This window comes from Polycyclovorans algicola TG408, from assembly GCF_000711245.1.
Classification (GTDB): Bacteria; Pseudomonadota; Gammaproteobacteria; order Nevskiales; family Nevskiaceae; genus Polycyclovorans; species Polycyclovorans algicola.
The window spans coordinates 68,861-87,537 of sequence record NZ_JOMH01000001.1 but is presented as its reverse complement, the minus strand read 5'-3'; the positions used below and the strand labels follow the sequence as shown (position 1 = coordinate 87,537).

Here is an 18,677-nt window from a genome sequence, read left to right as displayed (position 1 = left end):
CCATGTCTGAACTGAAAGTCGAAATCGTCAGCGCCCAGGGACACATCCATTCGGGTGTGGCCAAGGCAGTGTTCCTGCCGGGTGAAATGGGTGAGTTGGGCATTTTGCCTGGCCACACGCCGTTGCTGACCCGGCTCAAGCCCGGCGCTGTCCGTGTGCAGACGCCGCAGGGTGAAGAGCTGCCGTTCTTCGTCGGCGGTGGTATCGCCGAAATTCTGCCCACCGGCATCAACTTGCTGGCCGACAGCGCACTGCGCGGTAAAGATGCCGATGCATCAGCCGCACGGGCTGCCAAAGAGGCTGCCGAAGCTGCGTTGGCCAATGCCAGTACCGAGATGGACATGGCCAAGGCGCAGTTGGAACTGGTTGAAGCCGCGGCCCGCCTGCAGTTCGTCGAGCAATTGCGCAAGACCAAGTAAAGGGCTTGCCCTGACACCTCTGCGCAACAGAAAAGGCCCGCATCAAGGGCCTTTTTTGTGTTGGCGATTCCCCCATCCCGGTACACTTTTGCCATGAATCAACGCTCCTCCGTTGCGCCGCTCGACGTGGTGGTCCTGGCCGCTGGCAAGGGCACGCGTATGCGCTCGGCGCGGCCTAAGGTGCTGCAGCCTTTGGGTGGCGAGCCCTTGCTGGCGCATGTGTTGCGCGCCGTGGCGGGGTTGTCGCCGCAGCAGGTCCATCTGGTCGTCGGTCATGGGCAGGCCGACGTCCGCGCCTGGGCCGAGACCCGAGCGGATGTCGCCGCGTCCCTCACATGGGTCGAGCAGACCGAGCAACTCGGCACCGGCCACGCCGTGCGGTTGTCGGCGCCGGGCTGGACGCCGGGCTCGGTCATCGTCATTGCTTACGGCGATGTGCCCTTGATCAGTAGCGCCACGCTGGCCGACGCCGCGCGGGCCGCGCAGGCGCAGGTGGTGATCATCACCGCCAGGGTGGCCGACCCGCAGGGTTACGGCCGCATCGTTCGTGACGCGGCTGGGCAGGTCAGCGCTATTGTCGAGCACGCCGACGCCACGTCCGCGCAGCAGGCGATCAATGAGATCAACACCGGTGTCATCGCGGCGCCCGCCGAGTGGTTGGCGCCGTGGTTGGCCGCGCTAACCAAACAGAACCCGAAAGGTGAGTACTACCTCACCGACGTGATCGCCATGGCCGTCGCCGCAGGCCGTCCGGTGACGGGACTGTGCGCCGCCGATGCTGCCGAGCTTGAAGGCGTCAATGACCGTGCCCAACTGGCCCGTGCCGAGCGTCGACTGCAACAACAGCGTGCCGACACCCTGATGCAGACCGGGGTCACCCTGGCCGACCCGGCGCGTATTGACGTGCGCGGGTCGCTGGTCTGCGGGCGCGACGTGCACATCGACGTCGGCTGCGTCTTTGAAGGGCAGGTCGAGCTCGGCGATGACGTCACCATTGGGCCTTACTGCCACTTGCGCGACGTGCAACTCGGCGACGGCGCGGTGATTGAATCGCACTCCGTGCTGGAGGGGGTGGTAGCCGAGGCCAAGGTGCATGTCGGGCCGTTCGCCCGACTGCGACCGGGCACCCGCTTGGCCACCGCCGCCAAGGTTGGCAACTTTGTTGAAACCAAGAAGGCGATCGTGGGACCGGGCAGCAAGATCAACCACCTGAGCTACGTCGGCGATGCCGAGCTGGGCGCCGACGTCAACGTCGGGGCCGGCACCATCACCTGCAACTACGACGGTGCCAACAAGCACCTGACCCGCATCGGTGACCGCGCGTTCATCGGTTCCAACTCGGCCTTGGTGGCGCCGGTCGAGATCGGCAGCGATGCAACCATTGGCGCGGGCTCGGTGATCGCCAAGCCGGCCCCTGCCGGTCAGTTGACCGTGTCGCGCAGCAAGCAGATGAGCCTGCCCGGCTGGCAGCGACCCACCAAGCACAAGCCGTGAGCGAGTCTTCGTCAAGTGGTTGGATGGGGCGCTTCGAGCGGTTCACGCAGCTTTCGGGCGAGCCCTTGTTCACCTTCGGCAGCAACGATGTGACGCTGATTCGCGCCGTCATATTCCTGTTCCTGATCGTGTTTATTGCTTGGGGTGCCAAGCGTCTTGAAGTGCTGCTGCAACGTGCGGCCGACCGACGCCCGGGCGTGAACCGATCGTCCTTTTTCGCTGTGTCGCGGTTGTTGCGTTACGGACTGTGGATCGTGGGCGCCCTGATGGCGCTGCATGTCGTGGGCATCGACCTGTCGGCCATTGCCCTGCTCACCGGCGCCATTGGCATCGGCATCGGTCTGGGCATGCAGGGCCTGTTCAACAACATCGTTTCCGGCTTTTTCCTGCTGGGCGAGAAGGCCCTGCGAATTGGTGACATTGTTTCGCTGGATTCCGGCATCTCCGGCACGGTGCGCAACATCGGTCTGCGCCACACCCTGGTCACCAACAATGACGGCGGCAGCGTCATGGTGCCCAACGCCGAACTGGTGTTGAAGCCGGTCACGCACTGGACGCTTGATCACGCCAGCCGGCGCCTGCACATCAACTTCAAGGTTGGCCGCGGCATTGCCCGCGAGCGGATCGGGGCCTTGGTGCTGGAGGCCATCAAGGCCGTTCCTGAAACGCTGACTGGGCCGCGCTTTGCGCCCGAAGTCTGGCTCACCGAAATGGACCACTACGGGTTCGGCTTTGACCTGGTGGTGTGGGTCAATCGCGATGGCATCGAACGTGCGGGGCACATGCGTGCGCAGTACCTGGCCGCGATTGCCGACGTACTGGTCGAGAACGACATTCCGCCTGCGCTGCCCGAGCAGGTCCTGCATGTGAGCAGCGCCGCCGACGTCGTCCGCATGCCGATGCCCTGAGGCATCACCCGCTGCAGTTGTTCAATTGAGGAAGCGTTATGTGTGGAATTGTTGCCGCCATTGCCCAACGTGAAGTGCTGCCGATTCTGGTCGAGGGCCTGAAGCGGCTGGAATACCGCGGCTATGACTCGGCCGGTGTGGCGGTGCTGGGCGATGGCGGCATGTCGCGGGTGCGGGCGGTCGGCAAGGTCGCCGCGCTGGAGCTATCGCTTGTGGATGGCGGTGCCAAGGGCCGGCTGGGCATTGCCCACACCCGCTGGGCCACGCACGGCGTGCCCGCCGAGCACAACGCCCACCCACACCAGTCGCGCAGCGTCGCCGTGGTGCACAACGGCATCATCGAAAACCACGCTGAACTGCGTGCCGCGCTGACCGCCCAGGGTTTCGTCTTCACCAGCGAGACCGACACCGAGGTCATCGTCCATCTGTTGCAGGCGCAGCGCGACGCTGGGGCCGACTTACACACCGCGCTGACCCAGGTCATTGCGCAACTGGTCGGCGCCTTTGCCGTTGCCGTGGTCGACGAAACCGAGCCTGGCGCGCTGTGGCTGGCGCGCAAGGGCAGCCCGCTGGTGATTGGCGTGGGCATTGGCGAGCACTTTGCCGCCAGTGACGCGCTGGCCCTGCTGCCGGTCACCAACCGCATGGTGTACCTCGACGAGGGCGACATCGCGGTGCTGCGCACCGGTGGCTACCAAATCTGGAATGCCGCCGGGCAGCCGGTCACGCGTGACGAAAAGCGCTCGACACTCTCGCCCGATGCCGTAGACAAGGGCACCTATCGCCACTTCATGGCCAAGGAAATTCACGAACAGCCGCAAGCGCTGATCCAGACCCTGCAAGGCCGCGTCGCCGATGGCCGGGTTCTCGAAGCCTGTCTGGGCCCCAATGCCGATGCGCTGTTGTCGAAGATTGCCGCGGTGCACATCGCCGCCTGCGGCACTTCGGCGCACGCCGGGCAGGTGGCGCGCTACGCCTTCGAGCAGATTGCCCGCATCCCCTGCCAGGTCGAGCTGGCCAGTGAATTTCGCTACCGCGATCCGCTGGTGGCGCCCAACACCCTGTTCATCACCATCTCGCAAAGTGGCGAAACCGCCGACACGCTGGAGGCGCTGCGCCACGCCCGCAAGACCGGACAACTGGCGGCGTCACTGGTCATTTGCAACGCACCCGAGTCGTCGCTGGTGCGCGAGTCCGACATTGCCCTGATGACCCACGCCGGCCCCGAGCGCAGCGTCGCCTCGACCAAGGCCTTCACCACCCAGCTTATGGCGCTGTCGCTGATCGTGCTGCTGATTGCCCGCCGTCGCGGCAGCATCGACGCCGCCAAAGAGGCCGAACTGATCGCCGCGCTGCAAGCGGTGCCCGGGCAGGTTGAAGCGGTGCTGTCGCGCGAGCACAGCCTGCTGGCCCACGCTGAGCGGCTCATGCTCAAGCCCAACGCCCTGTTCCTGGGCCGCGGCCCGATGTGGCCGGTGGCGATGGAAGGTGCGCTCAAGCTCAAGGAAATCAGCTATATCCACGCCGAGGCCTATGCGGCGGGCGAGCTCAAGCACGGCCCGCTGGCGCTGGTGGATGACCACATGCCGGTGATTGCCGTGGCGCCGCGTAGCGACCTGCTCGACAAGGTCAAGTCCAACCTGCAGGAAGTGCGCGCCCGGGGCGGCGAGCTGCTGGTGTTCGCCGATGCCGACGCCCACTTCGCAGACGAACCCGGCGTGCACATCGTGCCCATGCCCCACGGCCACCCGTTTACCGACCCCATCGTCTACACCGTGCCGCTGCAACTGCTGGCTTACCACGTGGCCGTGCTCAAAGGCACCGACGTCGACCAGCCCCGCAACCTCGCCAAAAGCGTGACGGTGGAATAACGCGTCGTCCCTGAAGAATTCATTCTGCCCGTCACCTGACGGCGCTGGTGATCGGGAATTGAGCTTGATGTCGGTCTTGAACTGCTGACATCGATTTCAGTACCCGCAGGATTCGGGCCCAAGAAAGGGCGATCCATCGCATCAACCATCTGATGTTGTAGCCGGCGGCGGCCAATACGGCATTGAGGGCATCGCCGAGTTGTCCCTTCAAGTGACAGCGCCGCATGCGGTGTTCGTCCTTCAGGTGGCCAATGGTCGGTTCGACCGCCTGTCGTCGCTTGAGCAGCTTGATCTGCGGGGGTTTGAGGGTCTTGCGCTTGCCTCGGTGAACAATGGTGATGTTGTCAGGCTGTCTGCCGCGATAGCCGAGATCGACGATGGCGGTTTTAGGCGTCACGCCGGTGAGGATGGCGGTCTGTTCAAGATGCTCTTCGAGCGTATCGCCGTCATAGGGGTTGCCCGGAAAGCTGCGGGCCCCGACGACCAGGCCCTTCTTTGCGGTGATGGCAATGCCGACCTTGACGCCGAATTCGTAGGGTTGGCGGGCGCAAGCCCAAAGCCAATGCACTCCACTTCCGGGGCATGCAGGGCGTAGAGCTTGTTCTTGTCTTTGGGCTTTTGGGTACGCAACCGCTCGGCGCGCTCCAGCACGGTGGCAAGCCGCTGCAGTTGATCTGCATGGGCCTTGCGATGCAGCTCCCGAATCAGGCGCCCCAGCAGGGTACGCTGGCTCTTGAGCGTCCGGCGCAGGCGCTTGAACTGCTTGGCGTGGGCATAGCGGCCTGCTTTGAATCTGAGCGCCGGGCCGATACGGGCGTAGCTCTGTCGCAGGGTGATGCCTTCAGCCTTGGCGGCCTTCACCAGCTTGTGCCGGGCAATCTCCAGCAAGCGGCTGTCGGTGGGGTAAGCGACGTTCTTCTCCTGCACCGTGGAGTCGATGATGATCTGTTCCAGATCGGCACTACGCACCGCCTTCAAACCCTTGGCAGCCTCGATGGTCTGGGCCAGCAGTTCTTCGACGCCGGCTTCTCCCAACCGCTGACGGAAACGCGTCAGTGAACTGGGGTCACAGGGGAAGCGGGTCTGGAAAAACACCTCTCCGCAGAAGAACTGCCAATAGGGGTTCTCCAACCAGCGGGCACAGACCTGCTCATCAGAATGGTTGTAGGCGTGCTTCAAATACAGCAAGCCGATGATCATCCGCAACGGCAGAGCGGGACGCCCTGCGCCAGCGGGCGCGGGGGGCAGCACACTTGAGAGTTCGCGCTCCAAGGTCTCCCAGGGCATAAGCGCAGCCAACTGGATCAGGGGGTGGCGCATCTCGATCATCTGGTCCAGGCGTGATCGAAAAAGATCCTCAGAGCGGGCTTCAGGTCCATCGACCGGTGAACTGCGATGACGCGTGTCCAACACCTCAGAATTTGCCAGTTTCTGAATGCAATTATCGCAAATATCGGCGATTCACGAAGCTACAAAACAGACATTTCTCGAATACAGTCAGATGGTTGGGGATTTTTCAGGGGCGACTAACGCCCCTCAAGGCGGCCCCAGCGCCATTGCGCTTGAGGCGAAATGATCCCCTGGTCGTCGTGATCCGCTCAGCCTGCTTTCGCCAAGACGCGCTGTTCGTCATTCAGCCTGTCGTCGGCGAAGGCCGCGAACCAGGGTTGCTTGGCGACGCTGGGCCGTGACTTGCACCGGTCGTACCAGGCGTGAAGCTTGGGGAAGTCAGCCTCCGGCAGCCCCAGGCCATCGATGATCGCGCCAAAAAATGGCAGCACGACAATGTCGGCAATCGAAAACATATCGCCGACGAAATACGGGCCATCGCCGACGTAGCCTTCCCAGATGCGGCACTCCGCCAGCAATTTGTCGATTCGTTCGCCGAGGTCTGCGAGCCTTTTGCCGCCGAACTTGACCGAGCCGAATACGTTGGTCGGATCGAGCTTCTGATTGAACTCGCCAATCAACCGGAAGCACGTGGCCATGGCGACAGGATCGCTTGGAATCAGCGAGGGCGTGGAATACCGATGTTCCAGGTAGTGAACAATCGCAACGCTCTCGTAAACGCGTGCGGCCCCATCCACAAGCACCGGCACCTGGCCGCGTGGATTGATGGCTTTAAAGGCGGGCTGCTTGTGTTCGCCCTTGAAAAGGTCAACGGTCACGTAGTCATAGTCCAGCCCCTTTTCATCAAGGCAGAGCTGCGCGCGCATGGCGTTGTTCGAATAGGGGTGTCCGTAAAGCTTTAATCGATCCATCGGTCGTTCCTCAAGCAATTGTTGTGGCGGGTTCGGACGCGTCGTAAACCGCCCGTTATTTGCAGAGGTTCCCTAACGCCTGTGTTAGGCCTCAGCTTTCCAACAGTGAGGACCAATCTACAACTCGATACGAGGAACATCTGATTCCAGTGTGGATACTTTCCTACCAGAGAGACTAGGTTTTGATTTGGGAGCCTCTGCATCAGAGGTGCCTTCCTTCCCAGTCTTGGATTCGGTCGGCAGCGTTCCTATGCTTTGCAATGCTGCCGGTATGTCTAGCGGCTTGAATACACTTGCAGATGTGGCAGATAGTTCTTTCTGCTGCTCGTATAGATATGGAATTTCTTTGTCAATTAGCGGGCCAACGGCGTTAATGGCTTTAAGCTGTATTTCTAGCAATTGCTCATTCGTAATGGCTTCGTTCATATACATTTGGCATACAAAATAGGATGTCGCCAAAAATAATTGCAAGCCCTGAGTTCTCTTGTTCAAAACAGAATTCTGACGACTTGAAGCGAGGACGGCGCTAAGAGCCGCGCTAAGCTCACCTGGTTTTTCCAATTTGGCAGCAAGCGATGCCAGCTTTGAAACATCAAGACCTACCTCAGTTGGGGCTTCAGCGCAGAAACGTTTGGTCTGATGGTTTGCAATGATAACCCTCCGCTCAGGAGTTACTGACAACGTGCTGACTGCGCCCTCATCATCAATAAAGCTCCTATTTAGCTTATCTTCGATGACGGGATAATCTGATGGCGCGATAAACGCGGCGCAACCTGACAAAAGCGCGGTAAATACAGCATAACAGCAGATTTTTACGTATCTCATTTGATGCCCCCTGTTGTAACCCTAACGCCCCAGCTCAGCCGCGTGCCGCGAGCGCAGCGAGTGGCGCGTCGGCTGGAGCTGATGGTTGGACGACAACGCCGCCCGATGAACTACTTTTTGAACTGCGCAATGGAGAACAGACCTGGCGTCTGTACGAAAGCGGCCATGTAGAGGGATTTCCGGCCGGCACCGTTGTATTGAACAGAGCATTGCCTCTACTCGCCGCGACCAGATGTGCGGTCAGGGAAGAAACTGAACAATGCCTCCTGAGGGCCGACGAGAAGGCCGATGCCGATAGGTGATGGCTTAGCGCATGGAATAGCGCCGAACGATTTGGCGAGTAGTGCCGCTGCCGGGGAAAAGTACACGGTATGCAGCTTTGTGCTTCTGCCGTCGGGTGTTTCACCCCAACGCGACGACGAGAACACAGCCATGTCTTGCGGCTGTCCCGCTGCAATGTACACAGGCATAAATGCTTCTTGGATCTTTCCGGTGGGGCCGAATGCCTCCACGCCGTCACCCATCTCCAAGGAGAACCATGTGCTCATAGCAAAATCTCCCTTGTCGTCCAACGCCCCGCATCAGCCGCGGATTTGCCTGAGCGAAGCGAGGGCGAATACGTCGGCTGGATGCGATGGTTGGGCGACACCCCGCAGCCCTTACAGGTAAGACTGCTCATGACTCATAAGGATGTCCGCGCATTCAAAGCCGGTCACAAAGGCCTCAAACCTTACGAGTTGCACTTTTGCGTGAACAGTGTTTCCAGCGATGGTGAAGATAATGTCTCCGTCAGCGTTACATCCATCTGAGAAGAACTCTCTCCAAACAGGCAGCCTCTTGCCTTCACGCTCTTGCTTTGCGAACGGCATACGGATCTGGGCTAGATGCTTTTTCTCTTGCACGATCCTCTGAAGAGCATCCGGAGCGAAGCATTGTTTTGCTTGGGCCATGGTGCGCACCATTTCATACGCGCCGAGAATCCATAGCCAAAACAGGCCTTGCGCCTTCGCAAGGGCATTTCCGTCCCACGGTCCGTCCGTTCTCACGGCAGAGCTTGTAAGGGTTCGGATATCTGTGGCGATCTCGCGCAAGAACTGGATCTGGAGGCACGTCGACAACGAGAACGCGAGAAGCGGGGTGCGCTCGAAAGCCTGCTCGCTTGACGAATGATCGGTCACGTAAATTAGTCTACCGGTGATTACTGAACTTCAGGTGTGGCCCAACGCCCAAGCTCACCCGACCGCACGCCGCCGAGCCGAACTTGATGTGAAGAGATGAAGCAACGTGCGGCGTGTGGGTCGGGTGCAGCGCCTTGTTGGGCTTGCTTAGCCGGGTAGCTTTGCCGCAAGGACGTCAACTTTCTCGATGGATGGCGGCTCGGAGAACAACTCACCGGCCTTTGCCATTAACGCCGCTGCAACCTTGCCTGAGAGATGCGCTTGCCGGCCCGCTTCATTCGGGAAGGCGTCAAAGATTCCGAAGGTGCTTGGCCCAAGGCGAATGCCAAACCAAGCGGTGGTGGCAGGCTCCTCCATGACGAGGGGAAGACCGCCCATAAGGAAGCTCTCAACTTCTTTCTCTTTCCCGGGTTTCGCTTCAAGGCGAACGAACAACGCTACTTTGACCATGACATGCCTCCTGTTGTTACAACGACATCACGATACGCCACGTTTTCTTGTAAGCCCAACGCCCCAGCTCAGCCGCGTGCCGCGAGCGCAGCGAGTGGCGCGTCGGCTGGAGCTGATGGTTGGACGACAACGCCGCCCGATGAACTACTTTTTGAACTGCGCAATGGAGAACAGACCTGGCGTCTGTACGAAAGCGGCCATGTAGAGGGATTTCCGGCCGGCACCGTTGTATTGAACAGAGCATTGCCTCTACTCGCCGCGACCAGATGTGCGGTCAGGGAAGAAACTGAACAATGCCTCCTGAGGGCCGACGAGAAGGCCGATGCCGATAGGTGATGGCTTAGCGCATGGAATAGCGCCGAACGATTTGGCGAGTAGTGCCGCTGCCGGGGAAAAGTACACGGTATGCAGCTTTGTGCTTCTGCCGTCGGGTGTTTCACCCCAACGCGACGACGAGAACACAGCCATGTCTTGCGGCTGTCCCGCTGCAATGTACACAGGCATAAATGCTTCTTGGATCTTTCCGGTGGGGCCGAATGCCTCCACGCCGTCACCCATCTCCAAGGAGAACCATGTGCTCATAGCAAAATCTCCCTTGTCGTCCAACGCCTGAGCTCAGGTGCGTTTGAGGCGACGCCCGTTTTTGCGGCAGCAAAAATGGGTGGCGGGTCAAACGTCACCTGCAGCGATTTGTTGGGCCACATCTCTACCGATACTCCAACCAAGCCGGCAGCGACGATAGATCGATCTTGGTTTTTCCCGCTGGACAGTTCTCCGCATTCGCAACCAGCTTTCGACCTGATTCGCCCGGAACATCGATCACAAGGTCAAAATGGGCAACGGTTGGAAACGTTCTCCTCGCCTTGGTCATCACATCTGTCAGATCGAGATAGTGCGACCCGTCTTCCTCCAAGAGTTCAAGCTCTATTTCAACGGGTGCACTACTCCCGCCAACACCGAAAGTGGCGCATCCAGAGTGATTGACGAGCTGATCCAGCTGATACTTGAGGTGATCCTCCGAACGCTGGTCGATGCCACCCACAATGACGCCTCGGGCAGCCAAACTTGCGACTTTTGCGAATGCCACTTGTTCATCTCGGGAGAGTGCTCGAAGTTGCTGGCCATTCCGATCAACCCCCTGGAGGGAACCAGTGACGTCATCAACTGCTGCCGTCCTGTGTATTAGGCAATGGCGGTGTTCAACCGTTGCCCCATAGACCCGACACATGGCGTCCCAGACAGCCGGAACGCACCCAAGTAGAGTACAGTCACCTGCACCATTCAGCGCGTGTTGTTGTTTCTCAGCGATTGTCCAATCTCGGCGATTCGGTGTGAGTCCCGCCTTGTTTAGTGCGAATTCAAGCAATAGATCCAGCAACTTCCACGCCGAGCCAAATAGCAATGGCGCTACCTGATCCTTCAGTCGGCTTTCGGCAGCACCGCTCATACTAGCGGTGGCAGAAATGCTAATCCGAGTTCCAGCGATGGTGCTGCCGCCTCGCAAATCAAGGGATGCACCCTGATGTTTTTCGATCGCCGGATGGAGTTTCTCCAGAACATACAACTCGAACACGGTAGCGTCCTCAAAGTCGGCCTGAGAGTTGATCATGGGGCCCAACGCCAATTAGTTGGTCTTGACTGTAGGCATGCATTCCATCCAAGTCAATGTGTTGCCATGAAACGCCCTTGGTGACAGAGTTGGGTAAAGTTAGTACGGACAAGATGAACTCGGATGGATCAACACGCTGCTTCGTCCAAACCACGGCTGCTGGATGGCGTGCGTGATGCGGTGCGGGTGCGGGGGTACAGCCTGCGCACCGAGCAGTCGTATGTGGATTGGGTGCGCCGTTACATTCTTTTTCATGGCAAACGGCATCCGGCCGAGATGGGCGCGGTCGAGGTGACGGCGTTCTTAACCCATTTGGCGGTTGACCGGTCAGTCAGCCCGTCCACCCAGAATCAGGCGCGTGCTGCGCTGCTGTTTCTTTACCGCCAGGTGTTGGAGGTTGAGTTGCCGTGGCTGGACGAGGTGGTGGCGGCTAAAGATCGCAAGCGGTTGCCGGTGGTGCTCACGCAGCGCGAGGTGGGCAGTTTGCTGCAACACCTTTCGGGTTTGCAGGGGCTGATTGCGGCCTTGCTTTACGGTACTGGCATGCGGGTGCTGGAGGCGTTGCGGCTGCGGATCAAGGATGTGGATTTTGCGCGGCGTGAGATTACGGTTCGCCAGGGCAAGGGCGGCAAGGATCGGGTGACGGTATTACCCGAGAATTTGATGCTGCCGTTGCAGAAACAGGTTCAGCGCGCCCGGGTGCTGCATGATGATGATCGGGCTGCCGATGTGCCCGGTGTTTATTTGCCGGATGCGTTGGCGGTTAAATATCCAAATGCAGGTAAACAGTGGGGCTGGTTTTGGGTGTTTCCGTCGCCCAAGCTGGCTACAGATTCACGGTCGGGTATTACCCGTCGGCATCACGTGCTCGCCGATTCGCTACAAAAGGCGATGCGGGTTGCGGCTCTGCGGGCGGATATTGCGAAGCCTTGCTCGCCGCATATTCTTCGCCATTCCTTTGCCACGCATTTGCTGATGGCGGGCTATGACATCCGTACAGTGCAGGAGCTGTTAGGGCACGAGGACGTGAGCACGACAATGATTTACACCCATGTGCTTAATCGTGGCGGCAAGGGTGTGCAAAGTCCGCTGGATGCGCTTTAAGGGTACGGTTACAGGGCTCTTTGGCCAGCGTGCGAGCGGCCGCTTCTGGCACAAGGCGGCCCACGAAGCTCATCCCCACCACCCTCGCACCAAGTTCGCACGTTGCGACCCACGCTAATCCGGCGCCCGCTCCGGCTCGGCTTCTGACTGCCATCCGACCAACAGAATTGTCGCGGCCACGGCAATGGCCAGCCCGACCAGCGGGGTGAACATGGCCAGTGCCACGCCGATGAGGAGCACGGTGCCGCGACCCGTCGGGTCTTTGGGAATGGCCATGGCGATGTAGGCGCAGGCAAATCCGGTCAGCAGCAGGGTGAGGCTGAGGGCGATACCCAGCAGCGGCTTGAGCATGGTCAGCAGCGGCAGCAGAAAGTAGATGAAGGGCAGGCCCATCAGGTAGTACGACGACAGTCCGTCGGCCAGCCTCGGCATGGCTTTGGCGCCTTGCTTCCAGCGTTCGGCGATGACCACTTGCACGCCGGTCCAGAGCATCCCCTGGGTGGGGAAGAACGGTGCGGTGATGCCCATCACGGCGTTGCGGATCGCCAGCGACAGGTGCGTGCGTGACGGGTCGGCAGGCATGGGGTCATCGGGTCGTTGCCGCTGGGCATCTTTCAGCACTTCTTGTCCGGTCACCAGATCGCCAAACATGATCACGTACGTCAGCAGTGCAATCGGCAGCGCCTTGAGCATCATCTCGAGGCTGGGCCAGCCGATGACGAAGGGCGACACCTTGGCCACGGTGCTGGCCACTGGCGGGATCAACACGCCCCACTGGATGTCGTACTGCACCTCTCCCACCAGTGGGCCGATGATCGCCGCCGCCAGGAAGCCGGGCAGCAGCCCCAGCGCGGCAATCTTGGCGAGCCAGCCGTGCTTGGCCTTGAGCCTTGCCACCGGCAGTGAGAACAGCAGCACCAGGCACATGCCGCAGGCCACGGCAATCGAGATAGGTGTGACCAGCAGGAAGCGCTCGGCGTCATCGATGAACACGCGCTTCAGTGCAGCAATACCGGCGCCGAGGATGATCCCGGCCTTGAGCACCGGCGGCAGCCAGCGCACCAGCTTGGCCCCGGTGCCGGTGATGCCCAGTACGAACACCAACGAGGCAAAGCTCAGCGTCAGCGCGGTCATGGCCTGAAAGCGCAGGTCAGGCTCTTCATAGCTGCCCAGCACGAAGGCCAGCACCAGCGGCAAGGCCGGGGTGATCCAGCCGGGCGCGTAGGGTTCGCCGAAGACGATCACCGCCGACGTGATGAGCACGGTATGGATAAACGAGCAGGTCACCGCTTCTTCAAAGCTCAGACCAAAGAAGCCGGTCATGATCGGCACCAGCGCCAGGCCAGTGGCGGCGGCGACGAAGAAGCCCTGCAGAAATTCTGGCCACAGCAACCGGGTGTGCAGAAATGGCACGCGGAAGGTGAACGGCCCCCAACGCCAGCCGGGCGCGGGCTTGATATCGCTCATCGAGGTCTCTCTCCAGATAGAAAAGCCGACGCTGCTTTGGCGTCCGCATGGTTTCGTCGCACCGCGAGTGTGATCCTACTGCGTGATGTCGCTCGCCGATGTCACAGAGGTGACTCGCCCAGGCGTTGTGACATCAGCGCTTTGACGCCGACGTTTTTCCTTCCCAGCCGCCTTGCCAACTGGCGATGTAGGCGTCGACATCGAAGCCGCTCTTGCGCGCCTCGGCGTCCAGCTTTTCGACGTCGAGAATGCGGATGCCGTTGTTGCACGATTCAATCCAGCCGCGTCTGGTCCATGTTTTGAGAATGCCGTTGACCCGCTGCCGTGTGCCGCCGACCCTCGCGCCGATTTCGCTTTGGCTGCCGAAGGGTTCCAGCAAGATGGCGCCGTTGGCCTCCGGTTTTCCCCGCAGGCGCAGCATGCGAAGCACGTAGACCGCCAAGCGGACATTGAGATTGTGCAGGCTGAGCAACTCGACCCGGCCGCGCAGAAACGACGCCCAGCGACTGCCGAATTCGCGATACAGCCCGAGGTAGTAGATGGGCCACTGGCGCCCAAACTCTGCGATCACCGGCTGCGGCAGGGTGATGACCGTCGCGCCTTCCTGGCAGATGCAATTTCCGGCGTAGATGGGTGACGCGCCTGGCAGATAGTGCGGAAACCAACCGCCCGGAACGACCTCTTCCATGGTGATCTCATCGCCTTTGGACGTTGAGATAAAGATGCGAAAGCTGCCGCTGCCCACCCCAAAGATGTGGGTGACGGGCTGACCTTCCACGTAAACGATCTGCCCTTTCTCGTAGCGTCGTATGCCCGCCCGCGCCACCAGCCACGCGTGGGCCTCGGCCGGCACGTCATCGAACCACGGCCACCCCTGCACCAGCTCCAGCGCGAGCGCCGATGTCGGCGGTAGCGGCTTTTCCTCTTGCTGTCGCTTGAGCGGCTGCGACGCCGTGCTTGGTTCTCGCATGAGCCATCACTCCTTCAGGAGGCGCTGATCAAGTGCCCCGCCTGCACCGGACGTCATTTGAGGTCGGGCCAGGCGCGAGTGGATAGCGTACCCGACGTTCGCAAACCCCCGAGCAGCGAAGCGCCCGCGTCGCTTACTTCCAGCACTGGCGCCCCGCCCAGCGTGCGATTGATCGCGTCTTGCGAGTGGCCAGCGACGTGTAACGGTTGTGACAGCGTGGCGACAAACGCTGCCGTAGCCTGCCCTCATTAGAAAAAAACGTATGAGGAGATCCATCAATGCCAACGAAGAAGTGGGGCCTTGCGCCCCGCGTCATGGCGCCGACCCTGGCGCTTTACTTCTTGACGGCCTTCTTCGGTCACGTGGTGTGGGCCGAAGAAGCGTCATGGTCGCTGGACGAGCTTGAAGCCTTGATCGACTCGTCCGATGCCGATGCCGATGCCGATGCCGATGCCGAGTCGGCGCCGGCTGCGGACGCTGCCCAGGCACCTGCGTCGCCGGTCGCGCCGACCATCCCGGTCGAGGCCGCTGAAGATCGCCCCGAACCTGACCCGCCGCCACCGGCGCGCGCCAGTCGCCAGATTGAAGAAATTGTCGTAACTGAACCGCCCCAAGTATCCCGGAGGCCATTTAGTCTGAGTCACGCAGCTTTGACGTACTCAGGGTGTTGTGCATAGTAGTTAGCTTCTGCTTCGGCTGGCGGGATGTGCCCGATGGGCTCCAGCAGTCTTCGGTTGTTGAACCAGTCCACCCAGTTCAAGGTGGCCCATTCGACGTCCTCGCGTTTGCGCCATGACGACTGCCGGTGGATGACTTCGGCTTTGAACAAGCCGTTGATGGTCTCGGCCAGGGCGTTGTCATAGCTGTCGCCGACGCTGCCCACCGAGGGCTCCAGTCCCGCGTCGACCAGGCGCTCGGTGTATCGAATCGAGACGTACTGGACGCCCCTATCGCTGTGATGAACCAGCCGACCCGATCCAAAGGGCTTTCGGTCGTGCAAGGCTTGTTCCAAGGCATCGAGCACGAAATCGGTGCGTGCCGATGATGAGGCTCGCCAGCCGACGATGCGTCGGGCGTAAACATCAATGACAAAGGCAACATAGACAAAGCCCTGCCAGGTGGACACATACGTGAAGTCGGACACCCAAAGCTGGTTTGGCCGATCTGCCTTGAACTGCCGTTGTACGTGATCCAGTGGGCATGAAAGGTTCTTGTCACTGAAAGTGGTGCGCACCCCCTTGCCGCGAATCACGCCGCGCAGCCCCAGCCGCTTCATCAGCCGTGCCACGGTGCATCGCGCAACTCCTACCTGCTCGCGTCGCAATTGGCGATAGACCTTGCGTACTCCGTAGACCCGGAAGTTGTCGTTCCAGATTTGCTGAATCAACGGGGTGAGTTGATCGTCTCGTTTAGCTCGAAGAGATCGTTGTCCTGGATCCCGCTGCTGGGCAGCGTGTGCGTAGTAGGTCGATGGGGCAATCGGCAGCACTTTGCAGATCGGCTCGACCCCATGGACATCACGATGTGCGTCGATGAACGCCTTCATCGTTTGAATGGGCGGTCGAGCTCCGCCTGAGCAAAATACGCAGATGCCTTGCGCAGAATCTCGTTGGCCTGACGCAGTTCGCGAACCTCGCGCTCCAGCGCCTTCAGGTGCGCCTTCTCGTCGGTGGTCAGGCCCTCCCGCTGCCCAACATCACGCTCGTGCTGCCGGACCCACACCCGCAGGGTCTCGGCCTTGCACCCCATCTTTCCAGCAATCGATTCCATCGCCGCCCACTGCGAGCTGTAGTCAGATTGATGCTCCAGCACCAGCCGCACCGCTCGCTCCTTCAGCTCCGGGGAATACCGTATTCCTTTGTTCATCGCTCCATCCTCTCAAGGTTTAGAGCCTCCGGGAAAGATGGGGCGGTTCATAACGGCCACCAAGCGCGAAGAAAACCTGCGTGATATCCCGGCGTCCATCTCCGCGTTTCAGGGCGACACGCTTGAGAGGCAGGGCAAATTCAACCTCGAAGATTATCTTCAGGAAACGCCCGGCGTGGTGATCAACTCCCAGGGTCCGGGGACGGGCATCAGGATCACCATTCGCGGCATCGCGACCGAAACCAACCCGACATCGTCAAGGCCGTCACCGGTCGGTATTTTCATTGGCGACACGGCCTTCACCGATCCCTACATTGCGGGCCTTATTCCCGACTTGAATGCTTTCGATCTGGAGAGCGTCCAGGTCCTGAAAGGGCCGCAGGGCACCTTGTTTGGTGGGGCGGCGCTGTCGGGAGCCATCCGCTACGTCTTGAAGGACCCGGTGCTTGACGAGTGGCAAGGCGCCGCGTTCACGCAGTATGTCGACGTGACCGAAGGGGACTCGGCGTTCACCAGCGGGGTCGCGCTCAATCTGCCCTGGGCGGGGCGTGACGTTGCACTGCGAGTGGGCTACGTCAAACGCAACTATCCGGGTGTGATCGACGATTCGCGCGCCGGCGAAAAAGATGTCAATGACGGTGGCGGCGAGCAGAAGCGCGCCATCTTGCTGTGGACGCCGACTGACGCACTGTCGCTGAAGCTGACCCATCTTGATCAGGACTTCTCCGGCGACAACCAGAAGTTTGCCGTGGTCAATGCCGATGGCCCGCGCGAGATGGACCTGGTGGTGATTCCAGAGCCGGCACGCAACAGCTTCAGTCTCGACAGTTTCGAGGCCCGTTATGACTTTGATTCGATGCGCCTCGTGTCGCTGACCTCCTACACCGACAAGCAGCGGTTCTCGCTGAGCGACTACACCCCACTGCTCATTGGCCGGCCGCCCGAGGGCTATCCGGCAGACGCGGCCATCGTCTCGTTTTCAAACGTGAACTCTGACGCCTTGTCGCAGGAGTTGCGCCTGCAATCGACCGACAATGGCGACTTCAAGTGGTTGGTCGGCGCCTACTTCTACGATTACAGCCTGGACTTTGAGCTGTTCATTGGCCCGGCCCTCACGCAGTCTTCGTTGGGTGCGGGGACCCCGATCGGCGAACTGACTGACCTTCTCGAAAACGGCACCTCGATTGGCCAGTTAGCCGAGCTGCTCGGCCTCGGCACGCTGGATCTGGCCAATCAAACGTCCTTGCTTTACGCCACCAATCGCGCCAAATCGCAGGAAAGGGCGGTCTATTTTGATTTGACGCAAACCCTGGGCAACCTGGAGCTGTCTGTCGGTGCGCGCTTCTACCAGACCTTTGTCGACGGCGGCTTCATCGGCACCGGCGCGCTGGCGCGGGCCACGAACAATGGCCTGGAAGTTGATCAGCGCAATCGCATCGAAGAGCAAGGCATCAGCCCGAGGTTTTCGATCACCTACCGCTTCACCGACGATGTGATGGTCTACACGGCGGCCAGTCGCGGGTTCCGTTTTGGCGGCCTGCAGAGCGTCCCGTCGTCGCCGGTCAATGGGGTCCCCGAGACCTACAAGTCCGACTCACTGTGGAACTACGAGGTGGGCACACGGACCAGTTGGCTGGATAACACGCTGCAACTCGATCTCACGGCGTTCTTCATCGAATACACCGATCCGCAGATCACCCAGAAGACGCAGGGCACGAGTCTCAACTTCGTCACCAACGTCGGCGCTGCGGAAAGCTATGGCATCGAGGCGGCATTCCTCTGGTTGCCGCCGATCTCCGGGCTCACCGTGTCGCTGAGCGGTGGACTGACCGAGGCACGCACCACCGAGGCGTTCACCAGTTCCAGCAACACGGTGATCGAGCCGGGCACCCAATTGCCGGGCGCTGCCAAGTCGCAATACAGCGTCGGCCTGCAGCAATTTCTGCCGCTGGGGCGCCTGCTGCTGGACGCCACGATGAACTACACCTACGTCGGCAAAAGCTTCAGCACGCTGGAACGGGACTTGGCGGTCAACGACTACGGGGTGCTCAGCGCCGGGCTGGGCCTGAGCAGCGACACACTGCCGCTCAGCCCGCGGTTGAGCCTGAACGTCGCCAACATTCTCAACGAGACCGCTTTGGTCGACGGCGCCGCCGATTCAAGCCCGATCATCCCGCTCAGCACCTTCTCGCTTTTCGCACTGAACCCGCCGCGAACCGTTTCGTTACGACTCAACCTGAGTTTCTAGGACCTAT

17 protein-coding genes, 1 pseudogene and 1 other annotated feature are annotated in these 18,677 nt (G+C 60.7%); of the genes and pseudogenes, 7 read left to right on the top strand and 11 right to left on the bottom strand.

Annotated elements, in window-relative coordinates:
- Window positions 1-2 precede the first annotated feature (2 nt).
- From U741_RS0100335 to glmS, 4 genes are all read left to right on the top strand, one after another.
- The gene (locus U741_RS0100335) at window positions 3-419 is read left to right on the top strand and encodes a F0F1 ATP synthase subunit epsilon (RefSeq protein ID WP_029888502.1); all 417 of its coding nucleotides are present in this window, start codon (window positions 3-5) and stop codon (window positions 417-419) included.
- 93 nt (window positions 420-512) lie between these two features.
- Window positions 513-1,913 (top strand): bifunctional UDP-N-acetylglucosamine diphosphorylase/glucosamine-1-phosphate N-acetyltransferase GlmU, encoded by a 1,401-nt coding sequence (gene glmU / locus U741_RS0100330; RefSeq protein WP_029888501.1) that lies wholly within the window; start codon window positions 513-515, stop codon window positions 1,911-1,913.
- Window positions 1,910-2,821 carry a mechanosensitive ion channel family protein gene (locus U741_RS0100325; RefSeq protein WP_152551440.1) on the top strand — a complete coding sequence of 304 codons (912 nt, stop codon included), beginning with the start codon at window positions 1,910-1,912 and terminating at the stop codon, window positions 2,819-2,821. The genes glmU and U741_RS0100325 overlap by 4 nt, the downstream gene beginning before the upstream one ends.
- A gap of 38 nt (window positions 2,822-2,859) precedes the next feature.
- Window positions 2,860-4,692 (top strand): glutamine--fructose-6-phosphate transaminase (isomerizing), encoded by a 1,833-nt coding sequence (glmS, locus tag U741_RS0100320; protein ID WP_029888499.1) that lies wholly within the window; start codon window positions 2,860-2,862, stop codon window positions 4,690-4,692.
- A gap of 31 nt (window positions 4,693-4,723) precedes the next feature.
- Here the strand turns inward: glmS and U741_RS17470 are convergent.
- The 8 genes and pseudogenes from U741_RS17470 to U741_RS19115 form a co-directional block, all read right to left on the bottom strand.
- Window positions 4,724-6,021 (bottom strand): annotated as a pseudogene (locus U741_RS17470) (IS5 family transposase).
- Between the two features lie 269 nt (window positions 6,022-6,290).
- Entirely contained in the window at window positions 6,291-6,953 is a 663-nt protein-coding gene (locus U741_RS18105) for a glutathione S-transferase family protein (protein ID WP_084154572.1), read from the bottom strand.
- 117 nt (window positions 6,954-7,070) lie between these two features.
- On the bottom strand, window positions 7,071-7,778 hold the full coding sequence (locus tag U741_RS19120) for a hypothetical protein (protein WP_152551439.1): 708 nt from the start codon (window positions 7,776-7,778) through the stop codon (window positions 7,071-7,073).
- A 215-nt stretch (window positions 7,779-7,993) separates the two neighbouring features.
- Window positions 7,994-8,326, bottom strand: coding sequence for a hypothetical protein (locus tag U741_RS17465; protein WP_043110146.1), 333 nt, complete (start codon window positions 8,324-8,326; stop codon window positions 7,994-7,996).
- Window positions 8,327-8,437: 111 nt separating this feature from the next.
- Window positions 8,438-8,956, bottom strand: a complete 519-nt coding sequence (locus U741_RS0100300) for a hypothetical protein (RefSeq protein WP_029888497.1) — start codon at window positions 8,954-8,956, stop codon at window positions 8,438-8,440.
- A 147-nt stretch (window positions 8,957-9,103) separates the two neighbouring features.
- A complete protein-coding gene (locus U741_RS0100295; protein ID WP_029888496.1) occupies window positions 9,104-9,406 on the bottom strand; it encodes a putative quinol monooxygenase in 303 nt (100 codons plus the stop codon).
- Window positions 9,407-9,655: 249 nt separating this feature from the next.
- The gene (locus U741_RS17460; RefSeq protein ID WP_043110146.1) at window positions 9,656-9,988 is read right to left on the bottom strand and encodes a hypothetical protein; all 333 of its coding nucleotides are present in this window, start codon (window positions 9,986-9,988) and stop codon (window positions 9,656-9,658) included.
- Between the two features lie 124 nt (window positions 9,989-10,112).
- Window positions 10,113-11,015, bottom strand: a complete 903-nt coding sequence (locus tag U741_RS19115) for a hypothetical protein (RefSeq protein ID WP_152551438.1) — start codon at window positions 11,013-11,015, stop codon at window positions 10,113-10,115.
- A gap of 123 nt (window positions 11,016-11,138) precedes the next feature.
- On the opposite strand from U741_RS19115, the gene U741_RS0100280 reads away from it, so the two are divergent.
- Window positions 11,139-12,119: an integron integrase gene (locus U741_RS0100280; RefSeq protein ID WP_029888494.1), complete on the top strand. Its 981-nt coding sequence runs from the start codon at window positions 11,139-11,141 to the stop codon at window positions 12,117-12,119.
- 114 nt (window positions 12,120-12,233) lie between these two features.
- Here the strand turns inward: U741_RS0100280 and U741_RS0100275 are convergent, their stop codons facing one another.
- Together U741_RS0100275 and U741_RS0100270 are read right to left on the bottom strand one after the other, a co-directional pair.
- Window positions 12,234-13,586: a hypothetical protein gene (locus U741_RS0100275; RefSeq protein ID WP_043110145.1), complete on the bottom strand. Its 1,353-nt coding sequence runs from the start codon at window positions 13,584-13,586 to the stop codon at window positions 12,234-12,236.
- A gap of 133 nt (window positions 13,587-13,719) precedes the next feature.
- Window positions 13,720-14,556 carry a Crp/Fnr family transcriptional regulator gene (locus tag U741_RS0100270; protein ID WP_029888492.1) on the bottom strand — a complete coding sequence of 279 codons (837 nt, stop codon included), beginning with the start codon at window positions 14,554-14,556 and terminating at the stop codon, window positions 13,720-13,722.
- A gap of 278 nt (window positions 14,557-14,834) precedes the next feature.
- On the opposite strand from U741_RS0100270, the gene U741_RS0100265 reads away from it, so the two are divergent.
- Window positions 14,835-15,233, top strand: a complete 399-nt coding sequence (locus tag U741_RS0100265) for a hypothetical protein (RefSeq protein WP_152551437.1) — start codon at window positions 14,835-14,837, stop codon at window positions 15,231-15,233.
- Here U741_RS0100265 and U741_RS0100260 read toward each other — a convergent pair.
- Window positions 15,197-16,422 (bottom strand): IS3 family transposase gene (locus U741_RS0100260; protein WP_152551436.1). Its coding sequence is split into 2 segments (ribosomal slippage): window positions 15,197-16,137 and window positions 16,137-16,422, totalling 1,227 coding nucleotides; the frame shifts between segments, so codons are not numbered across the junction. The two genes, U741_RS0100265 and U741_RS0100260, sit on opposite strands and share 37 nt — an antisense overlap.
- Window positions 16,028-16,144: a sequence feature (AL1L pseudoknot), on the bottom strand. It overlaps the preceding gene by 117 nt.
- Window positions 16,423-16,459: 37 nt before the next feature.
- Here U741_RS0100260 and U741_RS0100245 point away from each other — a divergent pair.
- Complete coding sequence (locus U741_RS0100245) at window positions 16,460-18,670, top strand: TonB-dependent receptor (protein WP_052378353.1); 2,211 nt, start codon at window positions 16,460-16,462, stop codon at window positions 18,668-18,670.
- Window positions 18,671-18,677 lie beyond the last annotated feature (7 nt).

Excerpts from the sequence above, each read along its gene's own strand:
- U741_RS17465 (WP_043110146.1), bottom strand. The coding sequence starts at position 8,326 with ATGAGCACATGGTTCTCCTTGGAGATGGGTGACGGCGTGGAGGCATTC.
- U741_RS19115 (WP_152551438.1), bottom strand. The coding sequence starts at position 11,015 with ATGATCAACTCTCAGGCCGACTTTGAGGACGCTACCGTGTTCGAGTTG.
- U741_RS0100265 (WP_152551437.1), top strand. The coding sequence starts at position 14,835 with ATGCCAACGAAGAAGTGGGGCCTTGCGCCCCGCGTCATGGCGCCGACC.
- U741_RS0100335 (WP_029888502.1), top strand. The coding sequence starts at position 3 with ATGTCTGAACTGAAAGTCGAAATCGTCAGCGCCCAGGGACACATCCAT.
- U741_RS0100280 (WP_029888494.1), top strand. The coding sequence starts at position 11,139 with ATGGATCAACACGCTGCTTCGTCCAAACCACGGCTGCTGGATGGCGTG.
- U741_RS0100295 (WP_029888496.1), bottom strand. The coding sequence starts at position 9,406 with ATGGTCAAAGTAGCGTTGTTCGTTCGCCTTGAAGCGAAACCCGGGAAA.
- U741_RS0100245 (WP_052378353.1), top strand. The coding sequence starts at position 16,460 with ATGGGGCGGTTCATAACGGCCACCAAGCGCGAAGAAAACCTGCGTGAT.
- U741_RS17460 (WP_043110146.1), bottom strand. The coding sequence starts at position 9,988 with ATGAGCACATGGTTCTCCTTGGAGATGGGTGACGGCGTGGAGGCATTC.
- U741_RS0100270 (WP_029888492.1), bottom strand. The coding sequence starts at position 14,556 with ATGCGAGAACCAAGCACGGCGTCGCAGCCGCTCAAGCGACAGCAAGAG.
- U741_RS18105 (WP_084154572.1), bottom strand. The coding sequence starts at position 6,953 with ATGGATCGATTAAAGCTTTACGGACACCCCTATTCGAACAACGCCATG.
- glmS (WP_029888499.1), top strand. The coding sequence starts at position 2,860 with ATGTGTGGAATTGTTGCCGCCATTGCCCAACGTGAAGTGCTGCCGATT.
- U741_RS0100275 (WP_043110145.1), bottom strand. The coding sequence starts at position 13,586 with ATGAGCGATATCAAGCCCGCGCCCGGCTGGCGTTGGGGGCCGTTCACC.
- U741_RS19120 (WP_152551439.1), bottom strand. The coding sequence starts at position 7,778 with ATGAGATACGTAAAAATCTGCTGTTATGCTGTATTTACCGCGCTTTTG.
- glmU (WP_029888501.1), top strand. The coding sequence starts at position 513 with ATGAATCAACGCTCCTCCGTTGCGCCGCTCGACGTGGTGGTCCTGGCC.